The sequence below is a fragment of the Corallococcus praedator genome (assembly GCF_003612125.1).
Classification (GTDB): Bacteria; Myxococcota; Myxococcia; order Myxococcales; family Myxococcaceae; genus Corallococcus; species Corallococcus praedator.
The window spans coordinates 1-19,546 of sequence record NZ_RAWI01000155.1 but is presented as its reverse complement, the minus strand read 5'-3'; the positions used below and the strand labels follow the sequence as shown (position 1 = coordinate 19,546).

General features: G+C 68.8%; 16 protein-coding genes and 1 pseudogene. 3 read left to right on the top strand and 14 right to left on the bottom strand.

Annotated elements, in window-relative coordinates:
• The 3 genes and pseudogenes from D7Y13_RS20565 to D7Y13_RS20555 all read left to right on the top strand — a co-directional run.
• A pseudogene (locus tag D7Y13_RS20565) lies at window positions 1-214 on the top strand (hypothetical protein); the annotation flags it as partial.
• 7 nt (window positions 215-221) lie between these two features.
• Window positions 222-2,153 carry a hypothetical protein gene (locus D7Y13_RS20560; RefSeq protein ID WP_120584509.1) on the top strand — a complete coding sequence of 644 codons (1,932 nt, stop codon included), beginning with the start codon at window positions 222-224 and terminating at the stop codon, window positions 2,151-2,153.
• On the top strand, window positions 2,150-4,273 hold the full coding sequence (locus tag D7Y13_RS20555) for a YhgE/Pip domain-containing protein (protein WP_120584508.1): 2,124 nt from the start codon (window positions 2,150-2,152) through the stop codon (window positions 4,271-4,273). Before D7Y13_RS20560 ends, D7Y13_RS20555 begins: the two co-directional genes overlap by 4 nt.
• Window positions 4,274-4,283: 10 nt before the next feature.
• On the opposite strand, the gene D7Y13_RS20550 is transcribed toward D7Y13_RS20555, so the two are convergent.
• The 14 genes from D7Y13_RS20550 to D7Y13_RS45775 form a co-directional block, all read right to left on the bottom strand.
• The gene (locus tag D7Y13_RS20550) at window positions 4,284-4,805 is read right to left on the bottom strand and encodes a hypothetical protein (RefSeq protein WP_120584510.1); all 522 of its coding nucleotides are present in this window, start codon (window positions 4,803-4,805) and stop codon (window positions 4,284-4,286) included.
• A complete protein-coding gene (locus D7Y13_RS20545; RefSeq protein WP_120584507.1) occupies window positions 4,802-8,620 on the bottom strand; it encodes a type VI secretion IcmF C-terminal domain-containing protein in 3,819 nt (1,272 codons plus the stop codon). The genes D7Y13_RS20550 and D7Y13_RS20545 overlap by 4 nt, the downstream gene beginning before the upstream one ends.
• A 2-nt stretch (window positions 8,621-8,622) precedes the next feature.
• Entirely contained in the window at window positions 8,623-8,988 is a 366-nt protein-coding gene (locus D7Y13_RS20540) for a hypothetical protein (RefSeq protein ID WP_120584506.1), read from the bottom strand.
• Window positions 8,985-9,626, bottom strand: coding sequence for a DotU family type IV/VI secretion system protein (locus D7Y13_RS20535; RefSeq protein WP_120535624.1), 642 nt, complete (start codon window positions 9,624-9,626; stop codon window positions 8,985-8,987). The genes D7Y13_RS20540 and D7Y13_RS20535 overlap by 4 nt, the downstream gene beginning before the upstream one ends.
• A gap of 12 nt (window positions 9,627-9,638) precedes the next feature.
• Entirely contained in the window at window positions 9,639-11,285 is a 1,647-nt protein-coding gene (locus tag D7Y13_RS20530) for a type VI secretion system baseplate subunit TssF (protein ID WP_120535623.1), read from the bottom strand.
• A 49-nt stretch (window positions 11,286-11,334) separates the two neighbouring features.
• On the bottom strand, window positions 11,335-11,937 hold the full coding sequence (locus D7Y13_RS20525) for a hypothetical protein (RefSeq protein WP_120535622.1): 603 nt from the start codon (window positions 11,935-11,937) through the stop codon (window positions 11,335-11,337).
• Between the two features lie 25 nt (window positions 11,938-11,962).
• On the bottom strand, window positions 11,963-13,627 hold the full coding sequence (locus D7Y13_RS20520) for a hypothetical protein (protein ID WP_120584505.1): 1,665 nt from the start codon (window positions 13,625-13,627) through the stop codon (window positions 11,963-11,965).
• Window positions 13,627-14,016 (bottom strand): GPW/gp25 family protein, encoded by a 390-nt coding sequence (locus tag D7Y13_RS20515; protein ID WP_120535620.1) that lies wholly within the window; start codon window positions 14,014-14,016, stop codon window positions 13,627-13,629. Before D7Y13_RS20515 ends, D7Y13_RS20520 begins: the two co-directional genes overlap by 1 nt.
• Window positions 14,017-14,020: 4 nt before the next feature.
• A complete protein-coding gene (tssK, locus tag D7Y13_RS20510) occupies window positions 14,021-15,271 on the bottom strand; it encodes a type VI secretion system baseplate subunit TssK (RefSeq protein ID WP_120535619.1) in 1,251 nt (416 codons plus the stop codon).
• Window positions 15,272-15,355: 84 nt separating this feature from the next.
• Window positions 15,356-15,937 (bottom strand): hypothetical protein, encoded by a 582-nt coding sequence (locus D7Y13_RS20505; RefSeq protein WP_120535618.1) that lies wholly within the window; start codon window positions 15,935-15,937, stop codon window positions 15,356-15,358.
• A 53-nt stretch (window positions 15,938-15,990) separates the two neighbouring features.
• Window positions 15,991-17,478, bottom strand: coding sequence for a type VI secretion system contractile sheath large subunit (gene tssC / locus D7Y13_RS20500; protein WP_120535617.1), 1,488 nt, complete (start codon window positions 17,476-17,478; stop codon window positions 15,991-15,993).
• 38 nt (window positions 17,479-17,516) lie between these two features.
• Entirely contained in the window at window positions 17,517-18,158 is a 642-nt protein-coding gene (tssB, locus tag D7Y13_RS20495; RefSeq protein ID WP_120535616.1) for a type VI secretion system contractile sheath small subunit, read from the bottom strand.
• 135 nt (window positions 18,159-18,293) lie between these two features.
• On the bottom strand, window positions 18,294-19,190 hold the full coding sequence (locus tag D7Y13_RS20490) for a hypothetical protein (RefSeq protein WP_120535615.1): 897 nt from the start codon (window positions 19,188-19,190) through the stop codon (window positions 18,294-18,296).
• Between the two features lie 15 nt (window positions 19,191-19,205).
• Window positions 19,206-19,546, bottom strand: a 341-nt coding sequence (locus D7Y13_RS45775; RefSeq protein ID WP_279637104.1) for a type VI secretion system protein IglI family protein, incomplete at its 5' end; no start/stop codon positions are given.

Below are 19,546 nucleotides of genomic sequence, written 5' to 3'. Positions count from 1 at the left end.
GGCCGAACCCGTGGCCCCCACCCCGCCGCCCAGGGCCCAGGGTCCGGCGCCGCGCGACACGGAGCTGGCCTCCAGGGTGGAGGCGCTCACGCAGCAGGTGGCGGACCTGGAGCGCATGGTGGCGCAGCAGGCCCGGGTGATGCGCGCGATGATGGACGCGCTGGAGGCCCGGGGGGCGCTGACGCGCGAGGAGGTCCAGGCGAAGGCCCGGTAGAGACCGCATGGCGCTCCCCTTCCCGTTCCACGAAAAGCTGAAGCTGGAGCTGACCGTCACCGCGGGGGAGCAGGCGTTCGTCATCCCCGGCGGCCAGGTGCAGGCCTTCTCGCTGCGGATGACGCCGTCGGGCTTCACCGGGTCGCTCACGTTCTGGACGTCGCTGGAGAAGGCGGACGCGAAGCTGTTCACCGCCTTCAGCAAGCCGGACCTGATCCGCGTGCGGCTGGCCCTGTCGGGCGTGTACGACCCGCCGCCCGCGCCCCTGCTGGTGCAGGGCATCGTGACGGCGAAGAGCCTGAGGGGTTCGGCGCACGGCAACAAGGACGGCGTCGCGGTGGCCTTCCGGCAGTACACGGTGGAGTTCGCGGACCCCGCGCGCGTGCTGTGGAAGCAGCACCGCCCGGTGGAGCTGCACACCGGCAAGAAGGTGTCGGAGCTGTTGGATCTGCACAAGCCGGGCGGCCTGCTGCTCACGTACGACTGGGACGCGCTGGAGTCGAAGCAGGCGCTGGTGTGCCTGGGCATCGGGGATGACGACCCGTCGGCCAGCTTCCTCGACTTCGTCCTCTGGTTCGTGGACACGCGCGGCGGCGTGCTGACGTACGACAGCCCCAAGGACACGTACACGTTCTCCGCGAAGAAGCCGGCCACGGGCACGGTCACCGCGCTCAGCCGCAAGCACGTGGAGCGCGTGGACGTGGAGCTGCCCCCGGTCATCCGGCACGGCACGCGGGTGCTCAACGGCTTCGGGGCCGCGCCGACCACGGTGGCCCTGCCCCAGGCGCAGGCGGTGGCGGGCGTCAGTCACGACATGCTGGTGCGCACGCCCATCGCGGCGGAGGCCGAAAAGCGCCAGTCGCTGGAGAAGGAACGCCTGCGCCTGCGCAAGCGGCGCCTGCGGCTCACGTTCCTGGACGTGCCCCCCGTCGCGCTGCATCCGGGCGCGCTGATCAAGCTGGACGGGCCGCTCTGGAGTCCGGACCTCACCGGCCTGGGCGAGGACCTGCGCATCTGCGAGCTGTCCTTCGATGGCGCGGGGCTCCAGGTCGGCCCGCATGACGGACAGCAGGAGACGATGGAGGGTTACGAGGTCACCCTCTCCGTGCTCCTGGAGCAGAAGTCGGATCCGGTGCCGGAGCTGCCCGCGTACCGGCCGCCCCGCTACCCCATCTACGTCGAGGGCAAGGTGCACAGCCCCGGCGGCGAGGCGAACGATCGCATCTACCTCCAGGTGGATGATCCGAAGACGTCGGTGACGAACTACCGCGTGACGGTGCCGCTGTGGAACAAGACGGTGAGCGTGCCGGCGGAGCCCGGCCTGTTCCCGGGCACGTTCTACTTCCCCCCGTACAAGAACGAGCGCGTGCTGGTGGCGCTGCACTTCGACCATGCGGCCCTGCACCGCTACCTGGACTGGGGCGAGGGCGTGCGGATGCCCCAGGACAGCCAGGGCGATCAGCTGCTCTTCGGCAAGAACGGCACGAACCAGACGGCGATGACGCACGACTACCAGGACGCCAAGCCGGTGTGGAACCTGGGGCGGGTGAACTCGAACGACACGGAGATCATCCGCATCTCCGAGGGCCGGCTCCTCATCCAGACGAAGGAGGAGCCCGGGGGCGCCGCGACCACGCCGACGTACGACGTGACGCCGCAGGTGGAGACCGCGAAGGGCGACCTCACCGCGGGCGTGGACGGCGCGGTGGGCGAGACGACGGCCGCCTATACGGCCTCCACGGCGGCGGTGAACGCCAAGCTCAACGCGGCGTCGGAGGAGACGAGCGCGGCGCTCGCCGCGGCTGAAGCGAAGGTGAAGGACCAGGCCGCCGAATCCCGCACGAAGCTGACGGGCGCGCTCAACGGCCTGGACGGGCAGACAGGCGCGCTCTCCGGAGCCGCCACCGAAGCCAAGGCCGCGCTGGGAGCCCTGAAATGAACGAGCTGCGCGCCGCTGTCGCGAAGCACAAGGCCACCGTGCAGGGCTTCGGCTCGGGCGTGACGCCGAAGCTCACCACCGCGAAGGGCGAGGTGGAGGCCCTGGCGCAGGGGGTGCTGACGCTGGTCGCCACGCTGCGCCCGACGGTGGACGGCACGGTCGGCAAGCTGCTCACCCAGGTCAACGCGGTGAACGTGAAGGTGCTGGACCCCTCCCCCCGCTTCCAGGCGCTGGCCACGGAGGTGCAGGGCCACCAGCAGGCGCTGACGGCCTCGGGCACCAAGGCCCGGGCCTCCGCGGAGTCCCTGGGCAAGGAAGCCGCCGCGAAGAGCCAGGGGTTCGAGGCACAGGCGAAGTCCTCCGCCGAGTCCTCCCAGGGGCAGCTCACCGCGCTCCAGCAACAGGTGGCCCAGCGCTGTGACGCGGACAAGAAGTCCTTCGACGCGAAGCTGAACGCGCGCAAGGGCTCCAAGGCGGACACCGAGGCCCGCCGCTCGCAGGGCCACGCGCTCATCGAGCAGACGAAGACGCAGCTCACCCAGGACCTCCAGGGCGTGGGGACGACGATCGCCGCGGCGCTCGCGGCGGTGCTGGTGCGGCTGGCCACCTCGCGCGACGCGGCGACGGGGCGGAGCACGCAGCTCATCGGCACGCTGGATGGCGCCATCAACGACCCGGTGCGCGCGCTGACGGCGCTGCATCAGGAGATCGTCGGTGCGGGCAAGACGACGCAGCAGGCCCACCAGCAGCAACAGACGGCGCTGGAGACGCAGCAGAAGTCGCTCGTGGCCCAGGTGAAGGCGGCGGCGACGGCGGCGGCCGGCATCGTGGACCCGGTGGACACCCAGGTGGCGCCCTCGCTGACGGCGGGAAAGACGCAGGCCGCCGGGACGCTGGACACGCTGGGCAAGACGGTGGCGGGCCAGGTGGCCACCGTGACGGCGCAGCTCGCGGCGGTGGAGAAGCTCATCGACCAGGTGCAGACGCGCATCGAGGCCGCCATCACCCAGGTGAGCACCACCATCGACGGCCTCGTGCAGGGCACCCTCACGGCGGTGGAGACGCTGAAGGCGCCCCTGAAGCAGACGCTGGACGCGGCCTTCACCACGCTGGACACGCTGGTGGCCAGCGTCAGCGCGCTCAAACAGCAGGTGATGGCGATGTTCGACCTGCTGCCCCAGAAGCTGGAGCAGCTACAGACCCTCTTCCAGCAGCTCGTGGGCTCGCTGGAGGCCCTGCTGGAGCGCGCCCTGGGGCTGCTGGACGCGATTCCCGCGGCGGACCTGCCCAAGCCCCTGGTGAACCCGGCGGTGCAGGGCATCAGCCAGGTGGTGAAGCAGATCACCACGCAACTGGGGACCCTCTCCTCCCAGGTGGGCACCCAGCTCCAGACGGTGCAGCAGACCATCGTCTCGCAGGTGGAGACGGTGCAGACGCAGGCCCAGACGCAGATCGACACCGCCACGAACCAGGTCGTGACCCAGATGGGCACGCTCACCCAGTCCGTGCTCCAGGCCATCGAGCAGGCCACGGCCCAGGTGGCGCAAGTCATCGCCACGGGCGTGACGCAGATCAACACCGCGCGCGATCAGGGCGTGCAGCAGATCAAGGCGATGCAGCAGCAGGTGGCCGCCCAGGTGAAGCCGCTGGACACGCAGGTGCCCGAGCGACTCAAGGCCCTGGACACCCAGGTGGGCACCGGCATCGACGCGGCCGTCCAGGCGATGCAGACGACGCGGACGGCGGCGGAAGGTCAGGTCTCGTCCGCGAAGGGCCGCCTGGACACGCACCTGGGCGCGACGAACACCTCCGTGAGCGCCGCCCTCAAGTCCCTGGAGGCGGCCCGCACCAGCGCGGAGACGACGCTCGCGGGCCAGGTGGACAAGGCGCTGGCGGCCTTCAAGCAGCGGGCGGAGGCCCTGAAGTCAGGGGCGCAGACGCAGGTGGATGCCGTCACCACCAACGCCACCGCGTCCAAGCCGCAGCTCCTCTCCCCTCTCGATGCGATTGGCACCCAGCTCCAGGGCGGCGCCTTCGCGAAGCCCGTCACCGCGGTGAACGGTCGCGTGACGGCCGCGCTCCAGGCGCTGGGCCCGAAGCTGGACGCGCTCGCCACCTGACGAACCGGATCTACTTGGGGGACGCGAGGGATGTCGGAGGCTCGGGAGCCTTCGGCGCGGCGGGGGCCTTGGGGGCTTCCGGGACTTCAGCCATCGACGGCCCGGACTCCTGGGTGGACATCTGCCGGGGCAGGTCCGTGCGGATGCGGCTCTCCTGCAGCTCGATGTCCACCGTCTTGGGCACCGGCACGTCCAGCAGGGCCTGCCAGGCGCCATTGGGCGTGGTGAACAGGAAGCTGACCGCCACGGCCTGCTCGGGCGGCAGGGGGATCTTCACCTGCTTCGTGCGGCTCGGGTAGATGACCACCGTCTGCAACACGGTGTCGTCCGGGCTGATGACCTTGGCCGCGACGTCCGCGTAGCCCTCCGTCATCGTCGTCTTCGACACGGTGCGGATGAGCATGTAGAGCGGCCGGCCCTGGTTGGTGCCCGCCGGGGCCTTGATGTTCACCGTCAGGCTGGGGGACGCGCAGCTTCCGCCCACCATCGCCGCGGCGAGTCCCACCGCCAACCGAATGCCCCTGCCCTTCATGGCACCACCCCACGGAATGGCGCCCACGGCTCACCACGCAGACCGAAGCTGATCTCCAACACCTGCTCGTTCGCCGCCATCCCCCGCCCCGGAAGCACCCACACCACGTTCTGCTGATCCGTCAGCGTGGCGGACTCCAACAGGCGGAAGCAGTTCCACGACGACTCGGACATCTCCATGGAGCGGTAGCGCTTGCCGTCGCGTGAGGGCGAGCGCAGCTCCACGCCAATGGACGACGGCTGCGGGCTCCACCAGCTCAGCGGGAAGTCCCCCCACGCCGGACGCTGGTTGAACCCGAACGACGACGCCCCACCGCACTTCAGATAGGACAGCGTCACGAAGCTGTCCGGCGTGGGCGCCGTGGGCAGCGGCAACGGCCGCACCTGCATGTTGATGGGCCGGGCCTTGCCCTCGTCGTCCCACAAGAGCCGCGACAGGCGGCCCAACTGGCCCAGCGACGACAGCATGCGCGGCGGCAGCAGCATCCGGGACTTCAGCGGCCAGCGCAGCGTCCAGTCCGTCCCGCGCTCCTCCACCACCGGCGACAGCACCTGGGTGACGAACTGCCAGAAGGCGCCGTCCTTGCGGCGCAGCACCTCCAGCTCCACCGGGTCCACTTCCTGCGACGCGCTGGGGTTGAAGGGGTAGCGCTTGACGAGCGGCTCCAGCGTGCGCCGGCTCTGGTAGGCCCACTGCTCCGCGATGGCGCGCTCCAGCTCCGCGCGGCCCCGGTTGCGCACGACGACGAAGGGCTGGCGGAACGGCAGCCGGAACTCGCCCACCAGGCCGTGCTGATCCAGCCACGCATCCACCCGGCGCAGGTACGAGTCCTCCTCTTCCAGCAACATGCTCAGCGCCACGCGCCCCACCGGCGACAGCATCTCCGCCAGCTGCGAGCCCCCCGCCGACGTCGTCGAGGCCGCCGCCCCGGGGGCCGCGGGATCCTTGGGCGCCGCGGGCTTCACCGGCGCGGGCTTCACGCCGGACAGCTCCTGCTGAAGCTGCGACACCAGCGTGGTGTAGGCCGCCAGCTCCGCCAGGGCGCCGCTCTTGTCCGGCGTCATCAGCTGCACCACCGGCTTGAACGGCGCCACCGCGTCGCGCATGGGGGCGTAGTACTCGCTGTCCAGGGGGCCCACGCTCGCGCGGCCCGCCACGTCGCGCAGCATCGCCTCCAGCGCGGACGACGGCTGGAGCAGCGCGGCCAGGTCGCTGGTCAACGCGCCCCGGGACGTGCGGAAGCGGTAGCCCCGGTAGCTGGCGTAGAGGTCCTGGCCGTAGCGCTTCGCGAACGTCTGCACCTTGTTCTGCACGAAGGTGGCGCGCTCCACGGCCTCCTCGCGCGACAGCCGGGACTTGGCCAGCCGTTCGGTGAACTCGTCCACCAGCGGGCTCAACTGCGCGTCGAACGCGGCCTTGCCCAGGACCTTGCCCACCACCGGGGCCTGCCCGCTGGCGAACTCCGTGTCGTCATCCCCTGCCCCTTCGGAGGCGACCTCCGACGTCGTCTCCCCCGTGCCGGGGTTGAACGTCGGGCCCATGAAGGGCGAGCGGCCCGTCTCCTTCAGGTGGCGCAGGACCTTGTCCAACAGCTGCCGTGACACGTCCACCGGACGGAACACGTAGTCGCGCTTGAGCACCTCCACGGAGTAGCGCGCGTCGCCGTCACTGGGGGCGAAGAGGCCGTCCGCGCGGGTGAGCAGCTCCGCGGGGGTCATCCGCTCCGCGGCGCGCAGCGCGGTGTCCGCCTCGTCCTCCATGCGCAGGATGGCCTCCAGCGTCTGGCGGTTCGCGCGCATCCAGTCCAGCGAGTCCAGCAGGCTGCCCACGCCCTTCAACTGGTTGGCGTCCAGGTCCGCGTCGGACGCGTTGATGAGGTCCATCACCTGCCGGGCGTTCTTGAAGGGCACGCTCTCTTCCAGCGACTCCCGCAGGTGCTCGCGCTCATCGCGCAGCGCGTACCACCGAGGCAGATCCAGCTCCTTCGCGTCCAGGACGGCCTGGAGGTTCAGGAAGTGTTCGCGCCACGGCCCGAGCAGGCCGTCCATCGTCAGCCACACGAAGGGCCAGCGGGTCCACGGCACGTTCTCGTCGAAGGGCTTGTCGCTGGCGATGACGTAGTTGGCGATCATCGGCTCCGCCAGGCCCATGGCCTCCAGCCAAGCGTTCTCCGGATCCGCGTTGGACAGGCTCATCCCGTAGGCTTCGGCCGTCCAGCCCAGCTGCTTCTTGTGCGTCCCGTGCACGCCGCGCAGCACGAACCTGCCCAGGTCCTCGTTGCGCGAAGCGTAGAGGATGCCGAGCGTGTACAGCGCCTGCTCGGGACGGCACAGCGTCTCCTGGCGGCAGCTCTCGGTCTCCGGGGCCTGGGCCAGGGGTGTGGCGCGCGTCGAGCGGGTGTTGAACGTGGGCGCGGGCTGGCAGCCGGGGACGCGCGCGGCGCACCGCCGACACTGGTCCTGGCACCGCTCCAGGAGCGGCTTGAGGTAGGACATCCGGATGCTGCGCGCGAGCCGGGCACGCAGCTCCTCCCACTCGTCGGTGAAGCTGTTCCTCAGGGGCGGCCAGTAGCGCGTGGCGCCCCAGAGGTCCTCCATCGCATTCACCGCTTCGGTGGTCTGACCCTCCACCGCGGAGCCGGAGACGCTCTGGTTGCGCTCCTCCAGCCGCTGCACGGTGACCTGGAAGTTGTCCAGCTTCTCCTGCGCGCGCAGCAGCATCCGGTAGAAGTGCGCATACGCCAGGATGACGGGCAGACACCCCAGCGCGACGATGGCCGCGCACCGCTTCAGGTGCGTCCAGCGGTAGCGCGCGATCAGCTGATCCGCCGGCTGATCCATGCGCACCGCCAGCGCCCCGGCCGCCCGCTCGTCCGCCACGCGCGACGACAGGTACACGCGCTCCAGCTTCAGCGGGAACACCAGCGAGCCGCTCTCCACCAGCGTGGACACGAAGCGCGCGAGCACCGCGAACGCCTCGCCACCGCGCGAGTAGAACGACGCCAGCCGCTCGAAGGCCTCCGGCGACAGCGTGGTGAGGCCCAGCGCCAGGTACTTCTCCAGCGGCTCCAGCGCGTGCGCCAGCTCCTCTTCCCTGCCCGGAGGCGGCACCGCCAGCTCCAGCGGCACGCCGTGCTTGCGCAACAGCTGCGCGAAGTCCGTGAACCCCTCCAGCGAGTCCATGTGCGTGAGCGACAGCCGCGTCTCCACGGAGGCCTGGCACACCTCCGCCAGCAGGTTCACCTTGCCGCGCAGCAGCTGCGTGATGCGCTTCACCTCATCCGGCGACTTGTCCAGCAGCCACCGCACGTCCAGGGCGATGACGATCCGCCCCACGTGCCGGCGGCCGAAGCTGGCCTTCCACAGCTTGCGCAGGGCGGCGCGGGCGTGGCGGGAGTCGTCCTCCAGCACCGGCGCGGACACCTCCTGCACCACGACGTCCGGCCCCAGGTAGATCTGGAGCAGCGGATCATCCGTGAGGCTGGGCATGAACTGGCGCTCCTGCCGCTTCCAGTCCACCTCCGCGCTGATCAGCTCCGACTTGCCGCTGCCCGCAGGCCCCAGCACCACCAGCGTGGGGAAGTCCCGCACGGAGGCGCGGTAGCGCCACGGCAGCTTGCCCAGGAACCGCTTGCGGATGTCCAGCAACTGCCAGGAGCCCAGCGGCTTCTGCCCGCCCGCGAGCGCCGAGGGCTGCCGCCGCTTGCGCCACCAGAACCACGCGGCCACGCCGCCGGCGATCAGCACCACCCCGATGCTCAACGCGAGCACCCAGTGGGCCTTCAAGGCCGCCAGGAGTGACTGGAGCGCGCCCACGGTCAGCCGCTTCTCCGTCCACCGGAGCGCGCCCCCAACTGCAGCGCCTCCAGTACGTCTTCCGCCTCTTCCAGCGCGGCGGTCGCCTTCGCGCGCAGCTTCTGCTGATCCTGCGGCGACGGCAGCATCCCGTCCCCGGGCGGATCCAGCGCGAGCAGCGCCTGACGCACGTCATGCAAGAGCGGCTGCACCCCTTCGCTCCACGAGCCCAGCTCCGCGTCCACCCGCTGCGACAGCACCTCCAGCAGTGCCACCGGCTTCGGCGCGGGAGGCGTGGGAACGAGCGGAGCAACCGGCCGGCGGGACAGGCCGTCCGCCTCCGTGCTCGCGACCGGCGCGCGACCATCCCGCGTCGTGATGGGTCTCAATTGGAGGCCCACCACAGGAAGACGGGCAGCCCCAGCACGATGGCGGCCGTCACCGCGTAGTAGCGCACCGGGAAGTCATAGACGGTGGGCGGACCCACCTGCACCACGGGCGCGGGCTGCATCAGGGACACGGGCTGCGGGATGCGCTCGGAGATGCGGTCCTTGAACTCGCGGATCCGTTCAGGCTGCCCCACGAGGCGGCCGGTGAAGCCAGCGGCGAGGCAGAAGCGGATCATTTCAAAGACGATGGGTGGCGTGTCGTTGCGACGCAACTTCTCTTCCACGAAGTCGTAGAAGAGGTCGCCACCCGAGTCGACCTGGAACAGGTTCTGCTGCAGGAGCGGCCAGAGATGTTGCTCCGCGTCCGACAGCCGGCGCAGCACCCATTCATCCAGGAAGTACACGAAGGGGCGGATCAGATCCTCCACCTCGTCGGGGCGCAGGTCCTCTCCGAAGCCCGCGCGCAGGCGCTCCAGCTCCACGAGCAGCGCCTGCTCCAGGTGGCCCAGCGCTTCCTGTCCCACCCTGCCCTGCGGACGGCGCGCGCCGGGGGCGGGCTCGGCGGGCAGGGCCCGGTCGAGGAGCTGACGCACGCGTCGCTGCGCGGCCAGGAGGGAATTCCAATGCTCCAGTTTCATGATGGTTGAGCGCTACGTCGGAAGCTGCAGCGGCCCCAGTCCCGCCACGGAGGCTCGCAATTCCACCGAGGCCTCGTTGTTCCAAGCATCCAGCAGGTCCCGCAGCTGCTCAAGAAAGCAGATGACGACAGGCTCGAAGCTCAAGTCGAACGGCTCCATGACGGCCTCGTAGGCGTGGCGGATCCCCGAGCCCTTCATGGCGCTGTCGGGGACGACACTGAACTTCAACTCCTTGAGCCAGGGAAGGACGCGGCGGAACGGGCTCTCCGCGGGGGTCCCCAGGTGACCCAACAGGGCGACCACCTCGTCCCGACCCAGGGTGGCCTTCGCCTTCCATGCGAGGAATTGCGTCAGGGCCTCCACGTCATCCCGTAGCACGCTGTCGCGGTGGGGCTGCAGGCTGCCCACGGTCTGCCATTTCAGGCCCTCGATGTGGCGGCCCGGCACGGACACCTCCACCCTGCCCGCCGCCTGCGACGAGAACTGCGGCTGGTGCCACAGCGCCTCCAGCACGATCTTCCGGGGCGCGGTGAACGCCTCCGGCATGCGCACGATGAGGCTCTGCCGGGACGCGTGGCGCTCATCGAAGGTCTCGTCCACCTCGTAGCTGGGGCCCTTGCCGGGCAGGAAGGCCGGGCGCAGCGGCGACAGCCCGGCCTTGGTCATCTCGAAGACGCCCGTCACCGAGTGAAGGCTGAACTCGCGCCCCGCGCTCATGCTCAGGATGGGGTGCTCCGCGCGCGTGCCGTCCGCGACCACCACCTGCGCGGGCTCCGCCTTGAGGTTCACCACCGGCACGGTGAAGAGCTGGAAGAAGTCCGGGTGCAGCGACTTGCCCACCGTCCAGTCCTTGTCCAGGTCCAGGCAGAGACAGAACTTCATCCAGGAGCTGGCGCGCGGCGGCGGCACCTTCACGTGCACGAAGAGCTGCTGCTCCGGGAACTGGAAGAAGGCGCGCAGCCGCTGGAACGGGTGCGCGTAGACGGAGCCGTCGTCCGGCGCGGGAGGATCCCGGTTGAAGGACACCTCGCAGGGGCTGCCCACGGAGTGCTCGTCCGCGGACTCGTCGTACACGACGCTGATCTGCTGGACGTGCTTGCGCAGCGCGTGGAACACCGCCAGCGACGAGCGGTACTCGTCCAGGTGGCGCACGTGCAGGCTGAGCACGTCGATGGCGTCCTTGCGCGCGAAGCGGGACTCGAAGCGCAGGATGAGCCGGTGGCCGCTCCGCACCTGGGGCACCACGTCCGTGCTCTTGAGGACGATGGGCAGCACGCGCAGGTCGCGCTGGAGGCGGAAGGAGCCCGCCACCCCTTCCGCGGGCGTCAGGCGCAGCTCCGTGCCCCGGGTGAGCAGCACCGGCTCCACCATCTTGTCCGTGGGCACGGCCTGCGCCATGGCGGCGGCGGGCACGGGCTCCAGCAGGAAGTCGAAGAAGCCCGCGAAGAGCCGGCGCCAGGTGGAGCGCAGGTTGTGCAGCGTGGCGTGCCGCGTCTGCACGGAGAAGAACGCCATCGCCTCGATGAGGCGGCGCACGTCCGGGTCTTCGCGGTCCAACGGGGCGGCGGGATGTCGCTCCTGGAAGCGCTGCCGGAAGCGCTCCAGCCCGTCCAGCTCCGACAGGAAGTCGAGGTAGATCTTCTCCGAGAAATCCTTCACCGCCCGCTCTCCCGCCGTACGTCAGTCACAAGAGGTTTCGTGCATCGCGTCAGCCCAGCTTCACCAGCGCGCCGCCCACGCTGGTGATGGAGCCCTTGAGGTTGGCCATGCCGCTGGCCTCCAGATCCAACTTCCCGGTGGCGGACACCTTGGTCATCGCCCCGGACATCTCCGCCGTCGTCTTGCCGGCGAGCTTCAGCGTCACGCCGTCCACCTTCGCCTCGCCGCCGGACGTCACCATCTCCGCGCCCATGTTGCCCTTCATGGCCAGCTTGGACGTCGCCTCGATGTTCACGTTGGCGCTGGAGGACAGCTTCGCGTCGCTGGTGGCCGTCTGGGTCAGCTTCGCGCTGGTGTTGAAGGTCATGTCCTTCGTGCTCTTCACCGTCAGCGTGTCCTGGCTGGTCCACTGCGACACGCCCTTGGACTTCATCGTGAGGGTGTCGGTGTCGAAGGTCAGGTCCTTCACCGTGACGACGATGCTGTCCTGCTTCTGCACGTAGGTGCTCGTCTCCTGGGGGCCCTTCACGGTGATGGTGATGCTGGTGCCGTCCATCACCACGGTCTGGGTGATTTGATCGTCCGCGTTGTCGACCTGGACGGTGATGCCCTTCACCTTGTCCAGCTCAATCTTGCAAACCAGCGTTCCCATCAGTCCTCTCCGTCCGCGCCAGCGCTCACGCGGGTTCTTCCTTCACCAGGATGAGCAGCGTGCCTTCCTTCAGTTCGATCTTCTCCGTGTCGGTGTCGTTCGTGCGCATGAGCCGGAGCACCGGCTTGTTGTCGTCGTAGAAGTGGCGCATGGACGTACCATTTTCGGTCGTCTTGCCCACCAGCAGGTGCACGCCCTGCCCGTCCGACGGCAACCGCGCGCCTGCCCGCCAGTCCAGGTGGCGCTTCAGCCACGCGCGCTGGAAGTCCAGCGCCACCAGCACGCGCGCGCCCTTGTAGGCCGGGAAGTAGAAGTGGCCGGGCAGCAGGTTCGCGTTGAAGGGCACCTGGATGATCTGGTTGGCGAAGAGCGGAATCTTCACCTTGTAGCTGTCCAGGGAGGTGGCCTGGTCGGTGTACGCCTGCCACGTCTCGTCCTTCTGCTCGCCCACCTCGCTGACGATGAGCCCTTCGACGAAGCGCGGGTACACCGGCGTCACGAAGGCGGGCAGGTCCGCGTGCAGCTCGTCCTTGCGCTCCAGCCGCGTGGTGAACGTGAACAGGTAGCGGCTCTCCGGCTTGGGGCGGCGCTTCTGCTCCCCGTCCCCTTCCCCGTCGGAGTCCTCCACGGGCAGCGGCTCCGCCTTGAGCGTCATCCGGCGCACCCGGAAGGTGTCGGTGCCGGGCACGCCGGACGCCACCCACCCGGCCGTCTGGGGCAGCTTCACCAGCGCGCCGGGCGCGAACGCCACCGTGGGGAAGCGGTTCCAGTCCAGGTCCACTTCCAGTCCGCGCACCTTGAGGCGCGCCGTCTCCAGCGTCACCCGCTTCTGCACGTCGTCCGCGATGTCCGTGCGCAACAGCACGTCCTGGCGGATGCCGGTGACGGCCTGGGCGTTGGTGACGGCCTGGTTCTTCGGGCTCTCCGCGGCGGCGTTGAGGATGGCCACGTCGTGGCGCACCACCTCCGGGAACACCACCGTCACCGCGTCCACGTCCTCCGCGCGCAGGTCGAGCGGCGTGCCCGCGACGTCCTTCTTCGCCCGGAGCTGGTAGCCCTGCGCGGTGTAGTCGTACGCGAGCACGCCGTTGCGCGCGCTCACGAACCAGACGACGAAGTCGTAGAAGCTGGCCCCCGACTCCGGGGACAGTCCCAGGAACAGCAGCGGACAGGTGGCCGCCAGCTCCGCGTCCCAGTCGTTGGCGAGGGCGATCTTGTCGCCCTTGTGCGCGTCCAGCACGTCCTGCACGGTCTTCTGCGTGTAGAGCGCGCACGGGAAGTGCTGCGTCCACAGGAGCCGCGCCGCGTCCACGAAGCGCACGGTGTAGTGCCGGTAGGTGATGGCCGCGCCCTTTGCCTGGGCGACGGTCTCCTCCGACAGGGCCTTGTCCAGCCCCAGCCCCTTCACCTTGAGCGACGTGTACGTGGGCTTCGTCGCCGTGTCGGAGTGCACCGCCTTCAGCTCCAGCGCCACCTCCACCAGGTCCGGCTTGAGGAAGTCCGCGAGCACCTTGTCCTGCTTCTGCCCGCCGTGCGCCGTCTCGTCGAGGACGCGGAACTCCACCCTCCCCTCGTGTCCCCACCCGTGCAGATCCAACTCGAACGCGAGGATGTCCGCCGGGGCGATGGCGTGCGCCGTGCCCCCGATGGTGAGCGTGAGGCTCAAGTCCAACCGTTCGGCGTGCGCCATCAGGTGTCCTCCACGTGCACGCGCACCTGACCGGTGACGGAGTGGAACACGAGGCGCAGGTGGCACGGCACGTCGTCGAAGGTGCCCTTGCAGTCGAAGTGCAGCCACAGCCCGCTGTCGCGGCCGCGCAGCTTCACCTCCGGGCCCACGAGCCGGGGCTCGTGCTGGGAGATCTCCTGCTGGATTTCAGCGGTGAGCGCCTCCACCAGCTCGCGCGTGCCCAGCTTCTCCGTGTACCCGCCCAGGCCGAAGTCGTGCATGAAGAAGCCGTAGCCCTTCTTCGTGTTGAGCACGGCCTCGATGTTGCGCATCACATGCTCCAGGCTGTCCCGGACGTTGGGGCGCTGCGAGCGGGCCGCGAACTTGTCCAGGAAGGGTGCGCGCGCCATGGCGTCAGCTCCTCCGCCAGAACAGCGACGTCTGGGCGCCCTTGAGCGCTGACGTCACGTAGAAGGCCACGCCGTCCTCGCGCAGCGCGTGCTGCCACTCCTCGCCCCGGCCCAGCAGGTACCAGTCGATTTCGGGCCCCAGGGCGTGCGGGAACGACGGGTACGGCACGTGGGTGTAGGGCACGCCCTTCAGCGCCTGACGGCGCACCAGCGGCAGCCGCGAGGGGCTGGCCAGCTTCACGCCGTCCATGGGCGTGCGCTCCCCCGGCTTGGTGCGCTGGACGAGCAGGTACGCCTCGCTGGCGGAGCTCACCTCCGGCGGCAGCGGAGAGCAGACGTACTGTCCGTCCTTCACCTGGAAGGCCTTGTGCGTGGAGCGCGTGGCCTCCGGCTGGAAGCTGCGGGTGAGCAGGCGGATCCACCCGCCCAGGCCCTGGGCCAGGTCCTCGTGCTGGTACACCGGCATCTGGTCGTCCGGGAGCATCTCCAGGTAGCAGCACGCCTCGAAGTACAGCCGGCGCAGCCCGTCGAACAGGTGGTACGGGTGCACGTACACCTGCCGGAACATGTCCTTGCGCAGGGCCAGCAGGCGGTGCACCTCGAACAGGGCCCGGCGCGCGTTGGTGAGCCGGTCCGAGCGCAGGTACGTGTCCGAGATGTGCGTAAGCAGCTGCTGGCGCACCTGGTCCAGCAGGTCATCCAGCGTGTTGAGCAGCTTCTCCAGGAAGGGGTTGGGCCCCACGAGCAAGAGCGCGGGCACCCAGTCCGGCGACGTGCGCCACGCGCCGTCTTCATCCTGGGAGACGGCGGCCAGCCCGAAGGACGCCACCGCCCCGTCCATCACCGGCTCCGAGGACAGCTGCAGCTTGCTGAGCACGCGCTGGAGCACCGGCGGATCATCCGCGTACAGGCGGATGCCCTCCGCGCTGACGGTCTCCTTCAGCACGTGCAGGTAGATGATGAACTCCGACTTGCCGATGGCGTCCAGCGACAGGGGCGCGATGACGGCGTTGCCGGGCACGTCCAGGAGCTCCCCCGTCTTGGTGACGACGGTGAGCGCGGAGATGGACAGGCTGCCGCCGAGCAGGAGCGATTCGTTCCACGCAAGGTACGCGACGCCGTGGGACGGCAGGCCGGACAGGTTGGCATGGACCCGGATCTCCGCGTCCAGCGCATCCTCTTGCGCGATGAAGTGCTCGGGGAGGAGGGTCTGGCCTACGTGCCAGCGGACCCGTGCGAGCTTGTACCGCTGCATGCGCCTTTTTCTCTTCTTTCGCGCCAGCAAGGCCGGGAGCGAGGGTGCTCCCGGCCCGGGCGCGACTTGTTACCGGTACGGATGCTAGCTGGCCGTCTCCGTGACGCCCCACTTCTTGGCCAACTTCTTCGTCGAGGACGTGGCCAGGTTCAGCGACTGCTCCAGCGCCTGCGGCTTCACGCCGATGTTGAACGTGTAGTTCTTGGGCGACTGCACTTCGCGGGACTCGTTGTCCGCGACGGACATGTTCAGCTCATCGCCGTTCTTCTCGAGCAGGCCCTTGATCTCCGCGTCGAGGAAGTTCGACTTGAAGTACTTCTTGCCGATGGGGTCGTACTCGTAGACGACGTACTTGATGACGACCTCGATGTTGCTGAACTTGCCCAGCAGCATCTCCGCCACGGCCTGCTTGTTGGCGACCGACACCTGCCCGGAGAAGTACATGGCGTCCGTCACGCCCGTGTCCCACAGGTAGTGGTTGAGCACCGCGACGACCTTGTCCGCGATGGCCGCGTCCGGGTTCTCCGGATCCTTGATGGTCTCCTGGTCGGCCTTCAGCGCCACGCCACCGATGGTGAGCGCGGTGATGTAGCCAACCGGGGTCTGCTTGTCCTTCTTGAAGTTGAAGCCCTGATACACGTCCAGGTTGCGCGAAAACTGGGGCATCTGTCACTCCAGGGTAAAGGGCAGGCTCTCACCTGCCCCAATGGGGGTGCGGACTAACCGAGCCGCGACTCGAGCATCAGCTCCACGTTGAGGCCTTCGAACTGGATGTGCGGCAGCACCGCCAGCTTGCAGTCGTACCAGCCGATTTCGCCGGGGCGCGGGTACACGACGACGCTGCTCGCCTTGAACGGGAAGCGGCGCACGGTCAGGTCGTCCGGGTTCGCCACGGTGGTGACGTAGTTGGACAACCAGGAGTCCAGCTGGCGCTGGATGTAGTCCGCATCGGCCGTGTTGCCGATGTTGTCGCGCATGATGCACTTCACGTAGTGCGCCAGACGCGTGATGGAGAACGTGTAGGCCAGGTTGGTGACGAGCTGCGAGTTCTCCGAGTCCTTGGGGTCCTTGAACGTCTTGGCGACCTTGGCGGACTGGGTGCTGAAGAACGTCGCGTCGCTGGAGCCCTTCCGGTACACGAGCGGGATGAAGCCCGAGCGCGCGAACTCGTACTCGCGGTAGTCCGGGATGGCGATCTCCACGGGGGCCTTGATCTCGTCCTGGCCGCGCAGGGTGAACGTGTCCACCGGGAGGCCGGAGATGAGACCGCCACCCTTGGGGCCGCGGATGGACTGGCACCAGCCGGAGATCTCGAACGCCTTCACCATGTTGCGCGCGAGCAGGATGGCCGAGTTGCCCCAGAGGTACTTCTCCGACTCACCGCGCGCCGTCTCCGTGAAGTTGAGGACGTCGCAGGGGTTCTTGTCCGGGTGCCAGGGCAGGCGCAGCACGTAGCGCGGGAAGGTCAGGCCCACGTAGGCGGCCTCCTCCGTCTCGCGGAACGCGTTCCAGCGGCCGAACCGGGGGTGGGCGAGCACGCCCTCCAGGTTCTTGATGGCCTCCATCTCCTCGATGGTCTCGCAGCCGAAGAACTTGTGGCTGACGGCGGAGATGAACGGGGCGTGCGCCGCGTTGGACACCTTCGCCATGCGCTGCAGCCAGGTCAGGTCCGCGGGCGTGGAGGAGAAGTCATAGAGGCCGACGATGGCGCCGAAGGGACGGCCGCCGTACTGGTCGTACTCCTGGATGTAGACCTTGTCGAAGAGCGCGCCGGCGAAGATGTTGCTCGAGTTGTTCTCGAAGTCTTCCGCCAGCTCCTCCTTCGCCACGTCCAGCACGTCGATGGCGATGTTGGCCTTGAAGTTGGTGTGGTTGACCAGGTCCTCCAGGCCGCGCCACGACGACTCCATCTTCTGGAAGGTCTCGTTGTGGATGATCTCGTTCATCTGCGCGTCGATCATGCGATCGATGCGGCTGATGACGTCCAGCACCTGCCCCTTGTCGAAGCGGGCGGTGTTGTCCGGTCCTTCCACCGGCGCGACGTTCTGGAGCAGCGCGGCGACGCTGGAGAGGAAACGGCTCTCCAGGGTGACCTGCTGCTCGTCGACGACGGCGCCGAAGTTGCTGAGGATCATCGGCTCGGACGACTGGGGCGGATCCAGCCGAACGCTGGTGAACAGGCGCTTCAGGTACGTGGTCTCGGCCATGGCGGAGTCCTTTTAGAAGGCGAAGGGAGGAAGGAGGATCAGGACGCGGCCGGAGGCTTGGCCCCGGCGGCGACGGTGGCGGCGACGGCGGCGGTCGCGGCGGCGGCCCCCGTGGGCTTGCCCGCGGCGGGAGCGGCGGCGGCGGACGCATCCGGCTTCGCGGCCGTCTCACCGGAGGGCAGGCGCATGCTCTCGTAGCCCTTCAGCTCGTTGAGCAGCTCCTTGAGCGCCTCCGGCTTGGAGAACAGCTCATAGAGTTCGCGGCGCAGGTCCTTGCGGTTGTCGATGTTCGACTGCATCTCCACCAGGAGCGTCTTGAGCAGCAGCAGCGCCTTGAGCTTCGGGACGTGCTTGACGACCTCGTCCGGGTGGAAGGACTTCATCCCGTCCACGGGCAGCTGGACGTTCAGCTCCGATTCCACGTCTGGGTTGATGCGGTTGGGGACCTGGAAGCTGGCGGACATCTTCATGTCCTTCATCAGCTCATCCAGGTTCTTCCCGTCGATGGAGCGCAGGCGGCGCGTTTCCAGGTCGTTCTTGCGGTCTTCCGAGGACCCCAGCGAGAAGTCCCCCATCACCAGCAGGCGCAACGGCAGGTTCACCGTCTCCTGCTCTCCGTTGATGGTGGTGCGGTACGTGAGGGTGATGCGGGATTTGGGAAGCAGGTCCTGAATGGCCACGGTGACTCCCTGACATTCGCAGTGCGTTTCCTTCCCCCCGTACGACTGGAACCGCTCCGGGAGTACGCGCTGCTTGTGAACAATTCCAGCCTAGGCGCGATCAGGAATTCCAGTCAACCAAGCGACATCGCAGGTCTACCGGGGTTCTGTTGATCGCAATTGAGCGGTGTCCCCCGAGAACAGGAGGACCTCCTGGGTCTGTTCCGGACCGCCAACCAGCGGCTCGTAACCCAGGTGACTGCCCTTCTGGAGCCTCGCGTGGCTGGACTGATCACGCAGCGCGAGGATGACGGCGAGCGCCAGCGGCGTCTCCGCGAGGCTCGGGAAGATGCGGGTGTTGAGGCGCCGTCGGGCCTCCACGGCCCAGGGGATGCCGGCGCCGGACAGCGGCTCGTCCAGGAACAGCCGCACCTCCACGCCGCCCGTCGGCACGGTGGCGAAGCCGCCCACCGCGCTGCCATCCCCGAGCGCGGCGGCGCCCAGGCGGATGCCTTTGGATTCGATGCGCTGGCGGCGCGTCTCCCTTCGCACCACCACCTCCGCTTCCGGGAACACCTTGGCGAACAGCCAGTGCAGGCTGCTGGGGCACGCGAGCCGCAACAGGCGCAGCCGGTGGGCGGTGGAGTGCTCCCAGCCGGGCAGCAGGGATTCGTCGCGATCCGGGAACTGACCCGCGAAGCGCGTCCGCAGCAGCAGGTGGTCGAAGTAACCCAGGAAGTCAGCCATCACATCGTGTTCCAGCCGGTCCATGGCCTGGAAGAGGAAGGACGGCAGCGGCGTCTGGACGCTGAGCAGGCCCAGGTTGACGGTGATCACCACGCGCTTGCGAGGCTGGCGGGTGAACTCGATGGCGTGCACCAGGTGCTGCTGGTGCAGGGTGCTGCGGTGGCTGCGGAACTCCACCTCCGCGTCGCCGTAGCCTTCCTTGGCGAGCAGATCCAACAGGGCCGGCACGTCGAAGCTGCGGATGCGCTCGCTGATGCGCTCCTCGACGGTGAGCTTGCGGCCCGGCTGTTCGCGCTCCGCTTCCATGGGGGGAGACAGACGCTATTCCTCGTAGCCGGGGTTGCGGGCCTGGCGCTGCGGGGCGACGAGGAACGCGTCCAGGTCCACGCGGTAGAGCTGATCCAGGGCGCGGAAGCCCAGGGACTCCGTGCCGTGCAGAAGCGGTTCGATGGCGTCCGCGTGCTGGCTCAGGCCGTTGAAGAAGCCGGAGAAGAGCATGGGCAGGTAGACGCGCGGATCAAAGCGCTCCACGGTGGCGAGCACGTCCACGGCGATGACGCTCGCCTTCACGAAGTCCTCGCGCGCCACCAGGGCTTCGAAGGCGGACAGCTTGCGCACCAGCTGGGCGAGCGCGGGCGACATGGGCAGGGACGGCCCCGCGT

Coding starts and splice junctions, on each gene's coding strand:
- D7Y13_RS20490 (WP_120535615.1), bottom strand. CDS start 19,190: ATGGAAGCGGAGCGCGAACAGCCGGGCCGCAAGCTCACCGTCGAGGAG.
- D7Y13_RS20560 (WP_120584509.1), top strand. CDS start 222: ATGGCGCTCCCCTTCCCGTTCCACGAAAAGCTGAAGCTGGAGCTGACC.
- D7Y13_RS20555 (WP_120584508.1), top strand. CDS start 2,150: ATGAACGAGCTGCGCGCCGCTGTCGCGAAGCACAAGGCCACCGTGCAG.
- D7Y13_RS20550 (WP_120584510.1), bottom strand. CDS start 4,805: ATGAAGGGCAGGGGCATTCGGTTGGCGGTGGGACTCGCCGCGGCGATG.
- D7Y13_RS20505 (WP_120535618.1), bottom strand. CDS start 15,937: ATGCCCCAGTTTTCGCGCAACCTGGACGTGTATCAGGGCTTCAACTTC.
- D7Y13_RS20535 (WP_120535624.1), bottom strand. CDS start 9,626: ATGAAACTGGAGCATTGGAATTCCCTCCTGGCCGCGCAGCGACGCGTG.
- tssK (WP_120535619.1), bottom strand. CDS start 15,271: ATGCAGCGGTACAAGCTCGCACGGGTCCGCTGGCACGTAGGCCAGACC.
- tssC (WP_120535617.1), bottom strand. CDS start 17,478: ATGGCCGAGACCACGTACCTGAAGCGCCTGTTCACCAGCGTTCGGCTG.
- D7Y13_RS20515 (WP_120535620.1), bottom strand. CDS start 14,016: ATGGCGCGCGCACCCTTCCTGGACAAGTTCGCGGCCCGCTCGCAGCGC.
- D7Y13_RS20525 (WP_120535622.1), bottom strand. CDS start 11,937: ATGGGAACGCTGGTTTGCAAGATTGAGCTGGACAAGGTGAAGGGCATC.
- D7Y13_RS20520 (WP_120584505.1), bottom strand. CDS start 13,627: ATGGCGCACGCCGAACGGTTGGACTTGAGCCTCACGCTCACCATCGGG.